This window comes from Pseudophaeobacter profundi (assembly GCF_029697505.1).
In the GTDB taxonomy this organism is placed as follows: domain Bacteria; phylum Pseudomonadota; class Alphaproteobacteria; order Rhodobacterales; family Rhodobacteraceae; genus Pseudophaeobacter; species Pseudophaeobacter profundi.
The window spans coordinates 300,546-315,923 of the sequence record NZ_JARJEF010000002.1 but is presented as its reverse complement, the minus strand read 5'-3'; the positions used below and the strand labels follow the sequence as shown (position 1 = coordinate 315,923).

Genomic DNA, 15,378 nt, shown 5'->3' with positions numbered 1-15,378 from the left:
GCTATCCTTTGAAATAGGCGGGCAGGGCGCGGCGCAGCAGTTTGCCATTGGCGCCACTGGGCAGAGCGTCGAGATGGACATAGGCACGGGGCTGTTTATAGCGGGCCAGATGCGCGGTGGCAAAGCGCTGTAACTCCGCCGGGTCCAGTGGCGCGGGGCCAGTGTAAAAGGCGACGATGATATGGCTATCGGTTTTGACCTCGACCGAGGCGACGCCAACCTGGGTTATGCCGGGATGCGCTTGTAGCTGGGTTTCCACCTCGATCGGCGAGACCCGAAAGCCGCCGGCATTCATCATATCATCATCGCGCCCAAGATAGCTGATCTGACCATCCGGTGCCATGGTGCCCTGGTCGCCAGTCAGGAACCACTCTCCCTGCATCCGTGCGGCGGTTTCTTGTGGGGCATTCAGATAGCCCAGCATCAGCCCCGGATCGCTGGCGGCAATGGCGATGGTGCCGACCTCGCCATTGGGCACGGGCCCATCGGGGCCAAGTATCGCCACGCGACGCCCCGGCTGTGGCTGGCCCAGGGCCTGGCCGCGCGCCGGATGCGCCGGGCTGGAGGAAATAAAGGTGGAACATTCCGACATGCCATAGGCCTCGAACAGATCGGTGCCCGAGGCGTGACGCCAGGCTTGATGCAGATGCTCGGACAGCTTTTCCCCGGCACAAAGCCCGTGGCGTAGATATGGCAGATCAAGTGGCGCGTCAGATTTTAGGATCTTTCGATAAACCCCCGGTGCTGCAGCAAAAAGGCTTGCCTTGTGCTGGCGCAGCAGGGCGGGCAGCTGCGCGGGGTCGGTGTCCGGTTCAGGGATCAGCGCGGTGGCACCGATGGTCCAAGGATCCATCAAGCCCGTGCCCAGCGTAAAGGTCCAGTTGAAAGCGCCCGCATGCAGCAAGCGATCATCGGGTTTCAGATCATACCACCCCTGCACCATCATCTGGCGTGCCCAGATGGCACGATGGGCATGGGCAACGGCGCGGGCCATGCCACTGGTGCCAGAGGTATAGACCGCATAGGCCATCCGATCAGCTGGCCCCATGGCATAGTCGCAGGGCGGCAAGGCGCGCATTGCCTGCAGGGCGGGCAGCTCAATCTGCATCGGGTGCGCCGCGCAGGCAACTGACGGATCTCGTAAAATCGCGGCTGCATCCAGATCGGCGATCATCTTGGCGGTTTCGTCCTCGGTCAACTGCGAAGAGGTCGGAACGGGTACAAGACCCGCAGCAATCGCCCCCAGATAGGCAATGGGGAAATCCACGGTATTGCCAAGGCGCATCAACAGGATTTGCCCCGGTTTCAGCCCCGCCTGCAACAATCCGGTGCCGGTGCCGCGTACTGCGGCCTCTAGCTGGGCAAAGGTCCAGATCTGCGCCCCCTTGCTGCCAATGACCTCTAGCGCCGGTTTGTCGGGCAGGATTCGGGCCTGGCGCAGCACATGGGCGGCCAGATTAAAGGGCGCGGGGCAGGGCGCAAAGGCGCCTTGATCAAAGAGAGATACCATATCCTTTGGCTAGCCTGACAAGTGGCGCGTTGCAAGCATGCAGCGGGCATCTTATAGAGACCGCATGATAGGACGAGACCCCAAATCTTTGATCACCATCGCCCGCGCCAATGGCGAGGAGCGTGACGCAGAACCGTTGGACCTGGGCGCGCGTGTGCGCGAGCTCCGCAAGGCGCGGGACTGGACGCTGGAACATGCGGCCAATCAGGCCGGGCTGGCGCGATCAACCCTGTCAAAGATCGAGAACGGCCAGATGTCGCCGACCTACGAGGCCCTGAAGAAGCTGGCGGTCGGATTGGAAATTTCGGTTCCGCAGCTGTTTACCCCGCCGCAGCGTGATCAGGTCAACGGGCGCATGACGGTGACCAAATATAACGAAGGATCGGCCCAGGCCACTGCCACCTACGAGCACGAACTGCTCGCAGAGGGGCTGCGGCGCAAACAGATGTTGCCTTACCGCGCGCGGGTGCGGGCGCGGTCCATGGATGAATTTGACGGCTGGGTGCGGCACGACGGCGAAGAATTCATGTATGTTCTGACCGGGGTGGTGAAGCTCTATACCGAGTTTTACGAACCGGTAGAGATGCGGCGCGGCGACAGTGCCTATTATGACGCGGCGATGGGTCACAATGTGGTCTCGGTCAGTCAGGATGATGCCACCATACTTTGGGTCACCTCCCTCAGCTAGCGATCTGCTAACGACCTGGGGCTGGCTATTCCGGCGGTGAAACCTTCCTGAAGCCAAGGGATTAGGCTTGCCGCGTTCATGCGACCTTGCAAGTGCGCGAAACTGCTGGCGTGTTTCGCGAAGTTGCTTTCGCGGACCCGTCGCGGCCTTCCCTGATCAGGCCCGATCTGTTTTCAGCTCTGCATGCAGGCTCTCGGTGAAGAGGAAGTCGTCAACCTCTTCCTCGGCTTCGCGCAGGGTCAGGTGATGGGTATCAGCCAGATAGGCGACAAAGCCGTCTCGGTCCTTTGCAAGGCTGGGGACCGTTTCGGCGCAGAGATGCGGGAAACGTTGTTTGGCGCGAGGATACATACTTTCCCAACGCCACGGTGAAGGAAGGGTCGTCATGATTGGTACCCCCATCGAAACAATAGCCTTGCATTGCACCGACTATACCAAAATCGATGAAACAAAGGAACACGGGAGTTTTGTTGCCTTTTAACGAGATAGCCAGCGTCACTCTGTGGCTTGATACCACCAGACCTCTGGCATGAACCCGGTTCGGTCGCCGTAAATCGGCAAGACATCCGGAAAATGCAGCTCTTTCACATGGGCGATACGTCCCTTGTCAAAGGACCAGATGGGAATGACATAGCGCCCGGCGGTTAGCACCCGGTCCAACGCGCGGGTGGCGGCGGTAAAATCTTCTGGGGCGTCTACTGTGAGCATGTGATCGATCATTGCATCTGCCGCAGGCGAGGCAATTCCCATCAGATTGCGGCTGCCGGGCTGATCCGCCCCGGCGCTGCCCCAATAGAGGCGCTGTTCGTTGCCCGGACTTAATGACAGCTCACGGCGCAACCGGGTAAGATCAAAGTCAAAGCTGCTCTGGCGGCCGACATATTGCGCGTTGTCAACCACTTCCGGTATCAGGGTGATGCCCAGACGTTCCAGCGCGCGGGCATAGATTTCGATCACCGTCTTCATCTCGCTATCGCCTTGGCGTAGCAACACATTCAGGCGCAGCTCGGTGCCATTTGCATCGCGGAGCGCCCCATCCTGAACGCGAAGGCCCGCCTCTTGCAGCAGCGCCATGGCGCGACGCAGGTTCTTGCGGTTGCGCTTGGTGCCGTCGCTTTGTGGCAGGCGATACCCGGAGAGAGTGCCGGGGGGCAGATCTTCGGCAAAGGGTGCCAGATACTGCGCCACTCGACCGCTGGCTGCGCCGGGCTGCATCCCGAGGTGGGAATTGGAAAAATAAGAGCTGATGCGCTGCTGTGTCCCGCCGGTAATGGTTTCATTGATGTATTCAAAGTTGAAGGCCAGGATCAGCGCCTCGCGCACCCGCCAATCATCCAGTGGCGCGCGGCGGGTGTTAAAGGCAAGCCCGGTCATTCCGCTGGGGCGCTGATGCGGGATCTCACTTTTGACGATGCGCCCGCTTGTGACGGCTTCAAAATCATAGGCACGCTGCCATTTATCCGCATTGAATTCACGGTAGGCGGTCAGCTCGCCTGCTTTGAAAGATTCGAACAAGACCGTCTGATCACCGAAAAAATCAATTCGCAGTTGATCAAAGTTCTGGGTGCCAACCCGGAAGGGCAGATCCTTGCCCCAGTAGTCGGGATTGCGCCGCAGGGTGACTTGACGTCCCGCCTCGAAGCTGTCGACCACGTAGGCGCCAGTGCCAATTGGGGCCTCGGTCAGCCCCGATGACGCAAAATCTTTGCCCGCCCACTGTGACCGTTTCAAGATAGGTCGCATGCCGGCAATCAGGGCAAGTTCTCGGTCTTGGGTGTTGAAGGTGATGCGCAGGCTCAGCGGCCCGGTTTGGCGGATATCAGCCACTTTGCCCCAGAACCCGCGATAGCGCAGGTGTCCTTGGGTGCCGAGTGTTTCGTAGGACCAGATCACATCCTCTACCGTGACCGGGCTACCATCGGAGAATTTTGCTTCCGGTCTGAGAGTGAATTCGACCCAGGATCTGTCCTCTGGAACGTCGACCGATTCGGCCAACAGACCGTAAAGAGAGAAGGCTTCGTCCCAGGAGCGGCCCATCAGGCTTTCATATCCCCAGAACCGAAGTTGCCAGGGGGGCGTGCCTTTCTGGGCAAAGGGATTAAGCGTATCAAAACCGCCGGTGTTGCCAAAGACGACTTTGCCCCCTTTGGGCGCCGAAGGGTTAGCATATGGTAAGGACACAAAATCCTGTGGTAGGCTAGGGTCACCGTACATAGCTATGCCATGAGATGATTCTGCGAACAGGGGTGCAGCACCGCCAAGCAGCAGGATTCCTGTGGTTGCGAGTTTAAGTTTTTGGAAAAAAACTGAGGTCATTTTGGCAACAATCCCATCGGGCCCATATTTTCTTGGGTCTACACCGCATCTGCGCTTTCTTGTCATTTCAAACTTTTAGCTTGGATGGAAGGCAGAAATTGCATATAAAGAAGTCACTGCTCGATAGGTTTCTTGCCTGTATGAAACCTGCCTCAATAACTTTACGCCCGCTTCGCGCGGGCGTTTTTTTTGTTAAGGATTTTCGAGCCGTCTGCCCCCATTATTCTCTGAACGGCCTTTGCGCCCAGGTTGGTCTGCGTCAGATGCAGCGGCTGCTACGTAGTCCTACGCGTTTCATTTGCGTCTGCAGCATGGCAAGAAGATAAAACGCCTTATGACAGAGACCAGGAAAGGGACAGCAGATGACTCTCACAGGAAAAACCGCGGTGATTACCGGATCAAATTCGGGCATTGGCCTAGGGATTGCGCGGGAACTGGCGCGCGCGGGGGCGGATGTGGTGTTGAACTCTTTCACCGACCGGCCTGAGGATCACGAGATTGCGGCCCAGATCGCAGCAGAGTTCGGTGGTAAGGCTCGCTATATTCAGGCGGATATGTCCAAGGGGGAGGCCTGTCGCGGGCTGATCGAGGAAGCGGGCGCCTGCGATATCCTGGTCAACAACGCCGGTATCCAGCATGTGGCACCGGTGGATGACTTCCCGACAGAAACCTGGGATGCCATTCTGGCAATCAATCTCAGCTCTGCCTTTCATACCACCGCCGTTGCGCTGCCCAAGATGCGCGCCGCTGGCTGGGGTCGGGTTATCAATATCGCTTCGGCGCATGGGCTAACGGCCTCGCCGTTCAAATCGGCTTATGTCGCGGCAAAACATGGGGTTGTGGGGCTGACCAAAACGGTGGCGCTGGAAACCGCAGAAGAGCCGATCACCTGCAATGCCATTTGCCCAGGCTATGTGCTGACGCCGCTGGTTGAGGCCCAGATCCCGGATACTATGGCAAAATACAACATGTCGCGCGAAGAGGTGATCAAGCAGGTCATGCTGGAACGTCAGCCCTCAAAGGAGTTTGCAACGGTGGAACAACTCGGCGGTACAGCCGTGTTTTTCTGTTCCGATGCAGCGGCGCAGATCACCGGCACCACCCTAAGCGTAGATGGCGGCTGGACCGCGCTTTAAGTGTTGTGCCAGTGGCCTGTTCGGGCATGTTGCGCAAAAGTGGCTATTGCTCTTGCGCATCTAAGACGTGCGAAATCAAACGACTAGAACTGCATCCGATGAATGATGCAAAGATCAGGAGCGGCTCTTGGGCCGCTCTTTTTCTATATTGAAGTGGCTTCGACGCATTTTGCAGGCAAGGTGTCCACCGATACCGCGGCCCCTGTTTCAGTGGCCCTGCGGCGCTATTGCGCTGGGTTGCCTGGTGGCGGTGTGACCGGATCCTTTGGGTTGGGATAGACCAACCCGGCAGAGATCACCAATTTTGCGGCATCCTCAACGCTCATTTCCAGCTCAATCACGTCATCCTTGGGGACAAAGAGCAAAAAACCAGAGGTCGGGTTGGGGGTGGTGGGCAGGAAGATGCTCATCAGGGCATCGCCCGTCTTGGTGCTGTCAGAGACCTCGCCCTTGGCTGTGGTCGAGATAAAGCCAATCGCCCAGATGCCGCGACGGGGGTATTGGATCAGGCAGGCCTTTTCAAAGCTGCGTTCAGACTGGGCAAAAACGGTTTCGGAGATTTGCTTGATGCCGGAATAGATCGTGCGCACAACTGGCATGCGATTAACCAGGTTTTCCGCAAAACCAATCAGAGAACGGCCGATGATGCCCTTGGCGATCCAGCCAATGACAATGGTAAAGATCAAGAAGAAAATCAGCCCAATACCGCGCAGATTGATGCCGATGTATTGTTCCGGCGAAATGGTGTGCGGCACCAGCGGCAACACCACAGAATCCACCCAGCCAACCACTGTCCACAATAGCCAGACGGTCAGACCGACCGGGGCAATAACCACGATGCCAGTGAAAAACGACGACCGCAGCCGGGCAAACAGACCGGGGCGGTGGCGGATTGGCTCTTCGTCGAAGGGAGAAGTCATATCTGGTGATCAAACATCAGGAAAATCTCGTATTGTGTAGGGCGAACCTAGGTACTGATCCGCCCATGGGCAATGCTATAGTCAAAGGAAAGTCATTTAGCTATTGAGAGCGACCAGTTCTTTGGCGATTTCTGCCGCGAGCCGTGCATTATTGCGCACCAAGGCGATATTGGCAGTGAGAGAACGCCCCTCGGTCAGTTCAAAGATCCGTTGCAGCAAAAACGGCGTCACAGCCTTGCCGCTGACGCCTTGGGCATCCGCTTCGCTTTGGGCCTGGGTAATCACTGGCGCCAGATCGGCTGCTGGGATTTCTGCATCCAGCGGGATTGGATTGGCGATGAGCTGCCCGCCGGGCAGGCCCATGGCGCGGCGCGTGTCTTGGGCGCGCGCGATTTCCGCAGCGCTGTTCAGACGCAGCGGTGCCATCAGATCGGATTGGGCCGACCAAAAGGCGGGGAAGCTGTCCTGACCGTAGGAAATCACCGGAACCCCTTGTGTTTCCAGAATTTCCAGGGTTTTGGGGATGTCCAATATCGCCTTTGCACCGGCTGCTACAACGGTGACGGGGGTCTGGGCCAGTTCCAGCAGATCAGCCGAGATATCAAAGCTGGTTTCCGCCCCCTTGTGCACCCCGCCGATGCCGCCGGTGGCAAAAACCGAAATCCCTGCCAGATTTGCGGCAATCATCGTGGCGGCAACCGTGGTCGCACCGGTTTGGCCCATGGCGATACAGACGGGCATATCCGCGCGCGAGACCTTGGCAACGTTTTTCGCCTGGCCCAGGGCCTGCAGTTCATCGGCTTCCAGGCCGACATGCAGGACGCCCTTGATCACGGCAATGGTGGCAGGCGTGGCACCTGCGTCGCGTATATCTTGCTCCACCTGGGCGGCGACTTCCACATTTTGTGGAAAAGGCATGCCATGGGTAATGATGGTGCTTTCCAGCGCCACAATTGCGGTTCCGGCGGCTTTGGCGGCGCGGACTTCGGATGAATACTGGATGTCGATCACAGCGGTGGGTCTCCTGAAACGTAGTTGGCGGCAGCCTCTAGAGCGGCGGCCAGTGCGAAATGTCGCGTGTCGCCGCGCGCTTCGGCGGCGATATGGGCGGCCATGAATGTGTCGCCGGCCCCTGTTACACGGGCAACGGTGACAGGCGGCGGTGTTTGGGTGATCACCGGGCTTTCCCCGGCGCCCCGGTGGCTGGGCGCGCAGGCCTCGCTGGCAGAGGATCCCCCATCTGTGACCAGCACCCGGGCAGCGCCCCGGTCAATCAGCGCCAGGGCGGCGGCTTCGCTATTGCTGAACCTGTCCTGACACAGGATCCCGGCCTCTTCCAGGTTCACATAGAGCGTGCCACGGGTGGCAGCCAGAAAGGGGCGAAGCCTTTCGGCCTTGCCCGGAGAGGCCGGCGCCACCCGCAAATCTGCACGGGCAAAGGCCGGGTGGATGGCAATATCCCCCAGCAGCGAGAGCGTCAGATTGCCATCCAGCGCAATTGCCCCGGTATAGGGCTGGGCAGGCGAGCCCAGCGTGCCATCGATCAGCGGACGCAGAATTTTATCTCCCGCCGCCTCTAGCGAATGGGCATCAGCAATGGCGGCGATCAGCCCATTGCCGCCTTCCACCGCCATGTATCGATCAGTTGGCAGATCGTCAGAGCGATAGAGATGCTCTGTCCGGCAGCCCAACTGGCGACAGGCGGCTATCAACTCATCACCTTCGGCGTCACGGCCAACAGTGCTCAGCAGGGTAGGCACCAAGCCAAAATGGGCCAGCGTCATGGCGATATTCATCGCCACACCACCGGGCAGACGGGTGATCCGCCCGGGCATGTCAGAGCCGTGGCGCATTTCAGACGGGCAGCGCCCGATCACGTCCCAAAGGACAGAACCGATGCAAAGCACCGGCGCGGCAGTCTCTTGTAGGGGGGCGGGGGGCGTCATGTCCTGTGTCATGTGCTCTCTATTGCGTCTTTTTTCGCCCCTCGCAAGCGACAAGCGAGCGGCCCCGGTCGCTTGCACGCAAAATCAGGGCCTGCGCGGCCGGGGGGCTGATTTATTCGGGCAGCGCAAAGGTGATAGAGGCCCAAAGCGTTTGCCAGACCGCCTTTGGGTCGTCTTCAAACGGGCGCATAACCACGGCATTGGCAAGATAGCTGTGCTGTCGGCGCAGGTGCAGGTGTAGGTTAACCGCGCCCGCGCCATCTGTCTGCGCCAGGCTGCGGCAGACCACGCTCGCGCTGCTTTGGGCCCGGGTCGCCAAGACCCTGATGGGCGGCGAACTCTGCAAAGTCCTGCCTGCTATCATAGGTCACCAGATCGGGAGTGGTCTCATGGAGCGCAATCAACAAACCGGCGGGCAGATCCTCTCGCACCAGAGCGGGCATATCCCCCCATGCGGCCGCGATAGGGGATGACCTGGCCCTGATGCACCGTCTCGAACCGATGGATGCGATGGTCAAAATAGGGCAGGCGGGCGCCCTTGAACATTTGCCCATTGCGCAGCCCCGCGTTCAGGGTGGCACCGGAATTCACTTGATATTTCTCCGGCTCAATCCAAAACTCATGTGAGAGTGCCGGTGCCATTGTTCCGGCCAACCAGCCCAGCGGCGCGAGACCAAGGGCGGGCAGGTTGATGCGGGGCGGGCCATAGCTTTGAGTGATTGATTTAGGAACAGAGCGGAACACAGGTTTGAACATTTTCAAGACTTTGCAATTGGGTTGCCTCAGGGTGGCAATCATCGTGATCCTGTCAAGCCTGCTGATGTATCCCCCAAGCGCCGGGCGTGCCCATGAAGTTTCACCCACCATTGCGGATTTTGAGGTCAGCGAGGGGCAGCTGACGCTGACGCTACGCATGAACATAGAGGCCTTTGTGGCCGGTATTGATCTGGACGGGCGCGCCGATACGAATAGCAGTGACAAGTCGGGCGATTATGACTTGCTGCGCTCTATGCCCGAGGCAGAGCTGGACCCAATGCTGCGGCTGTTCCTGGAAGATTGGCTGCCGGAACTGGAGATCACAGCTGGCGTTCCCGTGCCCCTGCAACTGCACAGTCTGCATATTCCAAAGGTAGGCGATACCAGCCTGCCGCGCAGCTCTGAACTGGTTCTGAAAGGAGAGGTTTCTGGCGCCGCCCCCTACCTGAGCCTTGCCTGGCCTGACCGATCCGGCGCGGTTGTCTTGCGGCAGAACGGTGTGCCTGATCCCTATACCGGCTATATCGCGGGGGGGGACCGCTCTGCCTTGATCGCGCTGAAGGGGGGCGCGGTGCAAAATGGCTGGCAGGTGTTCCAAAGCTATCTGCCGGTTGGTTTTGACCATATCTCGCAAAATGGGCTGGATCATATCCTGTTTGTGCTGGGGTTGTTTTTTCTGACGCTGCGCCTGAAACCGCTGCTCTGGCAGGTGAGCCTGTTTACCCTGGCCCATAGTATCACCCTGGTGCTGGGCGCCTTGGGGGGGGGTCATGTCAACCCCACCATCCTAGAGCCGCTGATTGCCGCCTCGATTGTCTTTGTCGCGGTGGAAAATATCTTTGTCCGCCGGGTGCACAGTTGGCGCAGTCTGGTGATATTCGGCTTTGGCCTGTTGCACGGGCTTGGCTTTGCCTCTGTGCTGGGGGATTTTGGCCTGCCGCCGGATCAGATGGTGCCGGCGCTCTTGGGGTTCAATGTGGGAGTTGAACTGGGCCAGTTGACGGTGATCGCCCTGGCCTACGGCTGTCTGGGCTACTGGTTTGCCGGGTATCCCAAATACCGCGGCAGGGTGGCCATTCCAGCCTCGCTGACCATTGCCCTGATTGGCGGCTATTGGTTTGCAGAGCGGGTTTTTCTATAGGCCCCTCTGATTGGGGCACCGGCATATGCAAAAGGCGCCTGAAATGTTGCAGGCGCCTCTTGGTGTTTGGGGGATGCGCGGGCTGTCCGCTTTAGCGCATCGCCACCATAAAGCGGTTCAAGGTGGCAGCCGGATCTTCGGTATTCCAGATTTCTTCGCCCAGGCCAAAGAAATCAGTAAACGGAGAGGTGCTGCGGATCAGATCTTCGGTCAGGCCGCCTTCGGCCACGACTGGCACCTCTATCATCTGCGACCACCAGTCAAACAGATCCTGCTCGGCCACGGCGCCATCCCCCAGGCCAGAGGTGCCAACGGGGCCAAAGCTGACGTAATCGGCGCCGGCTTCGGCGGCGCTGATGCCATCGTGACGCGAGGCGCCGCAAAAGCTGCCAACCACTGCGTCGGGGCCCAGCGCCTTGCGCGCGGTGCGTACCGATTTGGAGGCATCGTTCAAATGCACCCCGTCCAGACCCAGACGCTCTGCCAGGATCTGGTGATCGCTGATCACAATGGCGACCTCGCGGGCATGACAGACCTCGCGCAGGGCGTCACCGGCCCGGCTCAAGGTGTCTTCGTCGCGGCTGGCCATATTCAGGCGCAGGCAGGCGATCTCGGTGCTGTCCAGTACGCGGGCCAGCACATCGGGAAAGCGGCCAAGCTCAAAACTGGGGGGGGAGATCAGGTAAATCTGCGGGGCTTCGGGGGCTTGTGCGGCGTCTTCCATGCAGGTTACTCCTGTTCGCTTTGAACAATGGGTTGTAGCGGATCTATGGGTGAACGCAAGCTTCTGCAAGGTCTTGGCTGGTCTTGGTTGGGCAAATCGGCCATCTGGCCGTAAAGTTGCAGCAGGCAGGGGGCTCTGGCGCTGATTGCCGCACCACTGGGCTGGCTAATGGCTTGCTCATCGGCGATCTGGATACTACAGCAGAGCGGTATTTTGCGGAGAGAATGATGCCAAGCGACACGCCACAACCTGCCTTTGTCCTGGTCCGCCCGCAGATGGGCGAAAACATCGGGGCCGCCGCCCGTGCCATGTGGAACTTTGGACTTGACCGGATGCGCATTGTCGCGCCGCGCGATGGTTGGCCAAACCCCAAGGCGGTTGCCATGGCCTCTGGCGCTGGGCGGCTATTGGACGAGGCCTGCCTGGCAGAGGATCTGCCCGCCGCGCTGCAGGATTGCTCTTTCGTGTTTGCCACCACCGCCCGCCCGCGTGAATTGGTCAAACCTGTCTACAGCCCCGAGGCGGCTATGAAGCTGGCGCAGCAGAAAATTCGGGCAGGGGAAAAGGTTGCGGTGCTGTTTGGTCCCGAACGCGCTGGGCTGGAAAACGACGATATCGCCCGCGCCAATGCCATTATTTCGGTGCCGGTGAATCCTGACTTTGCCTCATTGAACCTGGGGCAATGTGTTTTGTTGACCGCCTATGAATGGCAGCGCCAATCGCAAGAGGTTGCTGATGAGGTCACCGAGCTGGGGAAAACAGACTGGGCGACCGGGCGCGACGTCGAAGCCCTGGTCAGCCACTATGAGGATCGTCTGGATGAGGCGGGTTATTTCTTTCCGCCCACAAAATCCGAGGGCATGAAAGTGGTATTCCGGAATATGTTCAGCCGTATGCGGCTGACACGGGCCGATGTGCAGATGCTGCATGGCATCATGCGCCAGATGGTGCGCTGGAAGCAGAGCGAGACCGAGAATGGTGAAACCAAGGGGCAGGGTGACAGCGGGCCGACCAAAAAATGGCGTCTGTAACACGTCCCTGATTTCCAGGCCGTCTGGTACTGGACCTTCCTGAAAAGCCTGCCTAGCGTGGCGGCGGATCTGAAAGAGGCAAGCATGAGCAAGCGCAATATTTTTGAAGAGGTTGAGGGCAGCAAGTCCGACGCCGCACCACAGGCTGCACCGGGGATGATCGATCGCGGACGCCGCGGCGCCCGCGGGGCGATCCGGGGTTGGTTGATGGCGCTCTTTGCGCTGGTGGTGGCGATGATTGTGGTGGGCGGGCTGACCCGGCTGACCGATTCTGGCTTGTCGATCACCGAATGGCGTCCGGTCACCGGCGCGATCCCACCGCTAAGCGAGGCCGACTGGCAGGCGGAATTTGCCAAGTACAAACAGATTGATCAGTGGCAGATTGAAAACAAGTGGATGCAGCTTGCGGATTTCAAATCCATTTATTGGTGGGAATGGGGCCATCGCCAGCTGGGCCGGGTCATGGGCCTGGTCTGGGCCATCGGGTTTATCGGCTTTTTCGTGACCCGCAGCATCCCAACAGGCTGGGCGGGACGTCTGGCGCTGCCGGGGCTGCTTGGTGGCCTACAGGGTGCCATTGGCTGGTGGATGGTCTCTTCGGGGGTCACACAGGGAGAAGGTATGACCGCAGTTGCCTCTTATCGGCTGGCAACGCATCTAGGGTTGGCCTTTGTCATCCTGGGGGTCATTGCCTGGTATGTCTTTTTGTTGGGGCGCTCCGAACGTGACCTGATGCAGGCGCGCCGCGCCAAAGAGGCGAAGATTTTCGGCTTGTCCACCGGGCTTTTGCATTTTGCCTTTTTGCAAATCCTGCTGGGCGCGCTGGTTGCGGGCATTGATGCCGGCCGCTCTTATACGGATTGGCCGTTGATGGGCGGGCAGCTGCTGCCCCCAAACCCGCTGATGATCGAGCCGCTATGGAAGAACTTCTTTGAAAACCCTGGATTGGTGCAGTTTATCCATCGGGTGAGCGGCTATCTTCTGTTTGCTTTCGCGGTCGTTGTGTGGCTGCGGGGGCGTGGCTCTGCCCATCCGGCAACCCGCAACGCCTTTAATCTGATCTTTGCAGTTTTGTCGCTGCAAATCCTACTGGGCGTGATCACCGTCCTCTACGCAGCCCCCTGGCATGCAGCCATTCTGCACCAGCTTGTGGCGGTTGGCCTCTGGGTGGCGATCCTGCGCGGGCGGTTCCTGGCCGCCTATCCTGTTGCAACTTCGATCAAGGACCACTGAGCTATGACAAATACATTCGACAGCCTGATGGCCTATGAACGGGACACCCAGGCGCTGGCGCAGATTGCCGGGCGGCTTGGCTGGGATCAGGAAACCGTGATGCCGCGTGGCGCTGCGCCACAGCGCGGCGAAGAAATGGCCGCCATTGAGGCGGTGATCCATGGCCGCCGGTGCTCTGCTGTAGTGGGCGACTGGCTGGAAACGGCTGTGGCACCGGATGAGGCTGGCCGCGCGCAGCTGCGCGAGATCAAGCGTAGCTATGAGCGTGCCGTCAAGGTGCCAAGCGATCTGGCAAAACGGCTTGCCCGCGTGACATCCGAAGCACAGGGAAAATGGGCCGCAGCCCGCGCGGCAGAAGACGTGGCAGCCTTTTTGCCGGTGCTGCAAGAGGTTGTCGCCCTGAAGCGCGAGGAAGGCCAGGCCCTGGCCGCAGGGGGCGATGTCTATGACGCCATGGTCGCAGACTATGAACAGGGCACAACCGCCGCTGAAATCGCGGCGATCTTTGACGCCATGCGCCCCGGCCTGGTTGATCTGCGCGCCCAGGTGTTGGAACGCCCCGCGCCCAAGGCAGTTGAAGGGCGCTTTTCCGAGCAGGCGCAGATGCAGCTGACGCGCAAACTGGCCAAGACCTTTGGTTATGACATGCGCCATGGGCGTGTCGACAAGGCGGTTCATCCTTTCAGTTCCGGCAGCGGCCTGGATGTGCGGATCACCACCCGCACCAGCGAAGATGACCCGTTCAATTGTTTCTACTCGACCATCCATGAGGTCGGCCATGCGGCCTATGAACAGGGTATCAGCCAGGATTTCCTGCTGACGCCACTGGGAAGCGGTGTCTCTATGGGCGTGCATGAAAGCCAAAGCCGGATATATGAAAACCAGATCGGGCGTGGCGCGGCCTTTACCAGCTGGCTTTATGGTGAAATGCGGGCAGAGTTTGGTGACTTTGGCATCCCGGATGCACAGGCTTTTTATCGCGCGGTGAACCGGGTTCATCCCGGCTTTATCCGTACCGAGGCGGATGAGTTGCAATACAACCTGCATGTGATGCTGCGCTTTGACCTAGAGCGCGCCTTGATGGCTGGGGATCTGGAGGTCACCGATCTGGAGGCTGCCTGGAATGATCGTTTTGCTGCCGATTTCGGCTATTCCGTGGATAAGCCGTCGAACGGCTGCCTGCAGGATGTGCATTGGTCGGTTGGCCTGTTTGGTTATTTCCCGACCTATGCACTGGGCAATGTCTATGCGGGCTGTCTGAACCAGAAACTGCGCGCTGACCTGCCGGATCTCGACGCCGAGCTTGCGGCGGGCAATACCGCCTCTGCCACCGGTTGGCTGCGTGAAAACCTGCAACAATACGGCGGTCTGCGCAGCCCGCGTGACACCATTGTCCATGCCGCTGGCATGGCGCCAAGCCCAGAACCGCTGATGCAGTATCTGACGGATAAATTCACCACGCTCTATGCGCTCTGATAGGGCCGTGCAGACCGTAAAAGAAAGGCCGGGCAAATGCCTGGCCTTTTTTCATTGTCGACGGGGGCTTGTCGGGCTGCGTTCAGATCAGCGCCATGCGCTCGGCGCGTTCAGGATCGGGGAAGGGGCGGAAGAGGCCGAATTCTGCATGGGCAATCAAGTTGTTCACGTTGCGATACAGCCGCTCAACCTCTTCGTCACTTTCGCCTAGAACCCGAAAGGCATCATCCAGCTGGCTGAGGTTCGCAAACTCAATCTCCAACAGGAAATCCCGGCAATTGTCGCTTGCAAGGTTCAGCTTGCGCCGCAGCAGTCGATGCCCGCTCACAACACCGCGCTCTTTCAGATAGGCCATCCATTGGTCCACGGCTCCGGCAAAGGCCAGCGCTTTGGCTTCATTATGAAGATCAATTGAGCAGTGATAGAGATTCATGAAAAGGCCCTGCCAAAATTGTGGGTTTTGAGACCCTTTGATAGCGGCAAAAACCTTCGGTTACGTTA

16 protein-coding genes are annotated in these 15,378 nt (G+C 59.3%); 6 read left to right on the top strand and 10 right to left on the bottom strand.

Annotation, left to right across the window (positions count from 1 at the left end; genetic code table 11):
- Position 1 precedes the first annotated feature (1 nt).
- Positions 2-1,510: a class I adenylate-forming enzyme family protein gene (locus P2081_RS04715; protein ID WP_278921723.1), complete on the bottom strand. Its 1,509-nt coding sequence runs from the start codon at positions 1,508-1,510 to the stop codon at positions 2-4.
- 64 nt (positions 1,511-1,574) lie between these two features.
- On the opposite strand from P2081_RS04715, the gene P2081_RS04710 reads away from it, so the two are divergent.
- On the top strand, positions 1,575-2,198 hold the full coding sequence (locus P2081_RS04710; protein ID WP_278921722.1) for a helix-turn-helix domain-containing protein: 624 nt from the start codon (positions 1,575-1,577) through the stop codon (positions 2,196-2,198).
- A gap of 156 nt (positions 2,199-2,354) precedes the next feature.
- On the opposite strand, the gene P2081_RS04705 is transcribed toward P2081_RS04710, so the two are convergent.
- The gene (locus tag P2081_RS04705; RefSeq protein ID WP_278921721.1) at positions 2,355-2,549 is read right to left on the bottom strand and encodes a hypothetical protein; all 195 of its coding nucleotides are present in this window, start codon (positions 2,547-2,549) and stop codon (positions 2,355-2,357) included.
- 144 nt (positions 2,550-2,693) lie between these two features.
- A complete protein-coding gene (locus P2081_RS04700; RefSeq protein ID WP_278921720.1) occupies positions 2,694-4,514 on the bottom strand; it encodes an extracellular solute-binding protein in 1,821 nt (606 codons plus the stop codon).
- Between the two features lie 362 nt (positions 4,515-4,876).
- On the opposite strand from P2081_RS04700, the gene P2081_RS04695 reads away from it, so the two are divergent.
- Positions 4,877-5,650 carry a 3-hydroxybutyrate dehydrogenase gene (locus P2081_RS04695; protein WP_278921719.1) on the top strand — a complete coding sequence of 258 codons (774 nt, stop codon included), beginning with the start codon at positions 4,877-4,879 and terminating at the stop codon, positions 5,648-5,650.
- Positions 5,651-5,874: 224 nt separating this feature from the next.
- On the opposite strand, the gene P2081_RS04690 is transcribed toward P2081_RS04695, so the two are convergent.
- The 5 genes from P2081_RS04690 to P2081_RS04670 form a co-directional block, all read right to left on the bottom strand.
- Positions 5,875-6,570, bottom strand: coding sequence for a DUF502 domain-containing protein (locus tag P2081_RS04690; protein WP_278921718.1), 696 nt, complete (start codon positions 6,568-6,570; stop codon positions 5,875-5,877).
- Between the two features lie 96 nt (positions 6,571-6,666).
- A complete protein-coding gene (locus P2081_RS04685) occupies positions 6,667-7,581 on the bottom strand; it encodes a pseudouridine-5'-phosphate glycosidase (RefSeq protein ID WP_278921717.1) in 915 nt (304 codons plus the stop codon).
- Positions 7,578-8,528: a PfkB family carbohydrate kinase gene (locus P2081_RS04680; protein ID WP_278921716.1), complete on the bottom strand. Its 951-nt coding sequence runs from the start codon at positions 8,526-8,528 to the stop codon at positions 7,578-7,580. The genes P2081_RS04685 and P2081_RS04680 overlap by 4 nt, the downstream gene beginning before the upstream one ends.
- A 100-nt stretch (positions 8,529-8,628) precedes the next feature.
- Positions 8,629-8,805 carry a hypothetical protein gene (locus P2081_RS04675; protein WP_278921715.1) on the bottom strand — a complete coding sequence of 59 codons (177 nt, stop codon included), beginning with the start codon at positions 8,803-8,805 and terminating at the stop codon, positions 8,629-8,631.
- 98 nt (positions 8,806-8,903) lie between these two features.
- Entirely contained in the window at positions 8,904-9,272 is a 369-nt protein-coding gene (locus P2081_RS04670; protein ID WP_278921714.1) for a hypothetical protein, read from the bottom strand.
- 37 nt (positions 9,273-9,309) lie between these two features.
- Between P2081_RS04670 and P2081_RS04665 the strand changes: the two genes are divergently transcribed.
- A complete protein-coding gene (locus tag P2081_RS04665; RefSeq protein ID WP_278921952.1) occupies positions 9,310-10,413 on the top strand; it encodes a HupE/UreJ family protein in 1,104 nt (367 codons plus the stop codon).
- A 91-nt stretch (positions 10,414-10,504) separates the two neighbouring features.
- Here P2081_RS04665 and P2081_RS04660 read toward each other — a convergent pair whose 3' ends face one another.
- Entirely contained in the window at positions 10,505-11,137 is a 633-nt protein-coding gene (locus tag P2081_RS04660) for a thiamine phosphate synthase (protein ID WP_232405669.1), read from the bottom strand.
- A gap of 227 nt (positions 11,138-11,364) precedes the next feature.
- Here P2081_RS04660 and P2081_RS04655 point away from each other — a divergent pair, with 227 nt between their 5' ends.
- The 3 genes from P2081_RS04655 (at position 11,365) to P2081_RS04645 (ending at position 14,877) form a co-directional block, all read left to right on the top strand.
- Positions 11,365-12,168: an RNA methyltransferase gene (locus P2081_RS04655; protein ID WP_278921951.1), complete on the top strand. Its 804-nt coding sequence runs from the start codon at positions 11,365-11,367 to the stop codon at positions 12,166-12,168.
- An 84-nt stretch (positions 12,169-12,252) separates the two neighbouring features.
- Entirely contained in the window at positions 12,253-13,401 is a 1,149-nt protein-coding gene (ctaA, locus tag P2081_RS04650) for a heme A synthase (protein ID WP_278921713.1), read from the top strand.
- A gap of 3 nt (positions 13,402-13,404) precedes the next feature.
- The gene (locus P2081_RS04645; RefSeq protein ID WP_278921712.1) at positions 13,405-14,877 is read left to right on the top strand and encodes a carboxypeptidase M32; all 1,473 of its coding nucleotides are present in this window, start codon (positions 13,405-13,407) and stop codon (positions 14,875-14,877) included.
- 82 nt (positions 14,878-14,959) lie between these two features.
- On the opposite strand, the gene P2081_RS04640 is transcribed toward P2081_RS04645, so the two are convergent.
- Positions 14,960-15,310, bottom strand: a complete 351-nt coding sequence (locus tag P2081_RS04640; RefSeq protein ID WP_278921711.1) for a DUF6614 family protein — start codon at positions 15,308-15,310, stop codon at positions 14,960-14,962.
- Between the last annotated feature and the right edge of the window lie 68 nt (positions 15,311-15,378).

What these genes read in the sequence shown, in the direction of transcription:
- P2081_RS04710 (WP_278921722.1), top strand. Translation starts at nt 1,575, where the DNA reads ATGATAGGACGAGACCCCAAATCTTTGATCACCATCGCCCGCGCCAAT.
- P2081_RS04640 (WP_278921711.1), bottom strand. Translation starts at nt 15,310, where the DNA reads ATGAATCTCTATCACTGCTCAATTGATCTTCATAATGAAGCCAAAGCG.
- P2081_RS04645 (WP_278921712.1), top strand. Translation starts at nt 13,405, where the DNA reads ATGACAAATACATTCGACAGCCTGATGGCCTATGAACGGGACACCCAG.
- P2081_RS04715 (WP_278921723.1), bottom strand. Translation starts at nt 1,510, where the DNA reads ATGGTATCTCTCTTTGATCAAGGCGCCTTTGCGCCCTGCCCCGCGCCC.
- P2081_RS04680 (WP_278921716.1), bottom strand. Translation starts at nt 8,528, where the DNA reads ATGACACAGGACATGACGCCCCCCGCCCCCCTACAAGAGACTGCCGCG.
- P2081_RS04690 (WP_278921718.1), bottom strand. Translation starts at nt 6,570, where the DNA reads ATGACTTCTCCCTTCGACGAAGAGCCAATCCGCCACCGCCCCGGTCTG.
- P2081_RS04655 (WP_278921951.1), top strand. Translation starts at nt 11,365, where the DNA reads ATGCCAAGCGACACGCCACAACCTGCCTTTGTCCTGGTCCGCCCGCAG.
- P2081_RS04660 (WP_232405669.1), bottom strand. Translation starts at nt 11,137, where the DNA reads ATGGAAGACGCCGCACAAGCCCCCGAAGCCCCGCAGATTTACCTGATC.
- ctaA (WP_278921713.1), top strand. Translation starts at nt 12,253, where the DNA reads ATGAGCAAGCGCAATATTTTTGAAGAGGTTGAGGGCAGCAAGTCCGAC.
- P2081_RS04695 (WP_278921719.1), top strand. Translation starts at nt 4,877, where the DNA reads ATGACTCTCACAGGAAAAACCGCGGTGATTACCGGATCAAATTCGGGC.
- P2081_RS04670 (WP_278921714.1), bottom strand. Translation starts at nt 9,272, where the DNA reads ATGTTCAAACCTGTGTTCCGCTCTGTTCCTAAATCAATCACTCAAAGC.
- P2081_RS04700 (WP_278921720.1), bottom strand. Translation starts at nt 4,514, where the DNA reads ATGACCTCAGTTTTTTTCCAAAAACTTAAACTCGCAACCACAGGAATC.
- P2081_RS04705 (WP_278921721.1), bottom strand. Translation starts at nt 2,549, where the DNA reads ATGTATCCTCGCGCCAAACAACGTTTCCCGCATCTCTGCGCCGAAACG.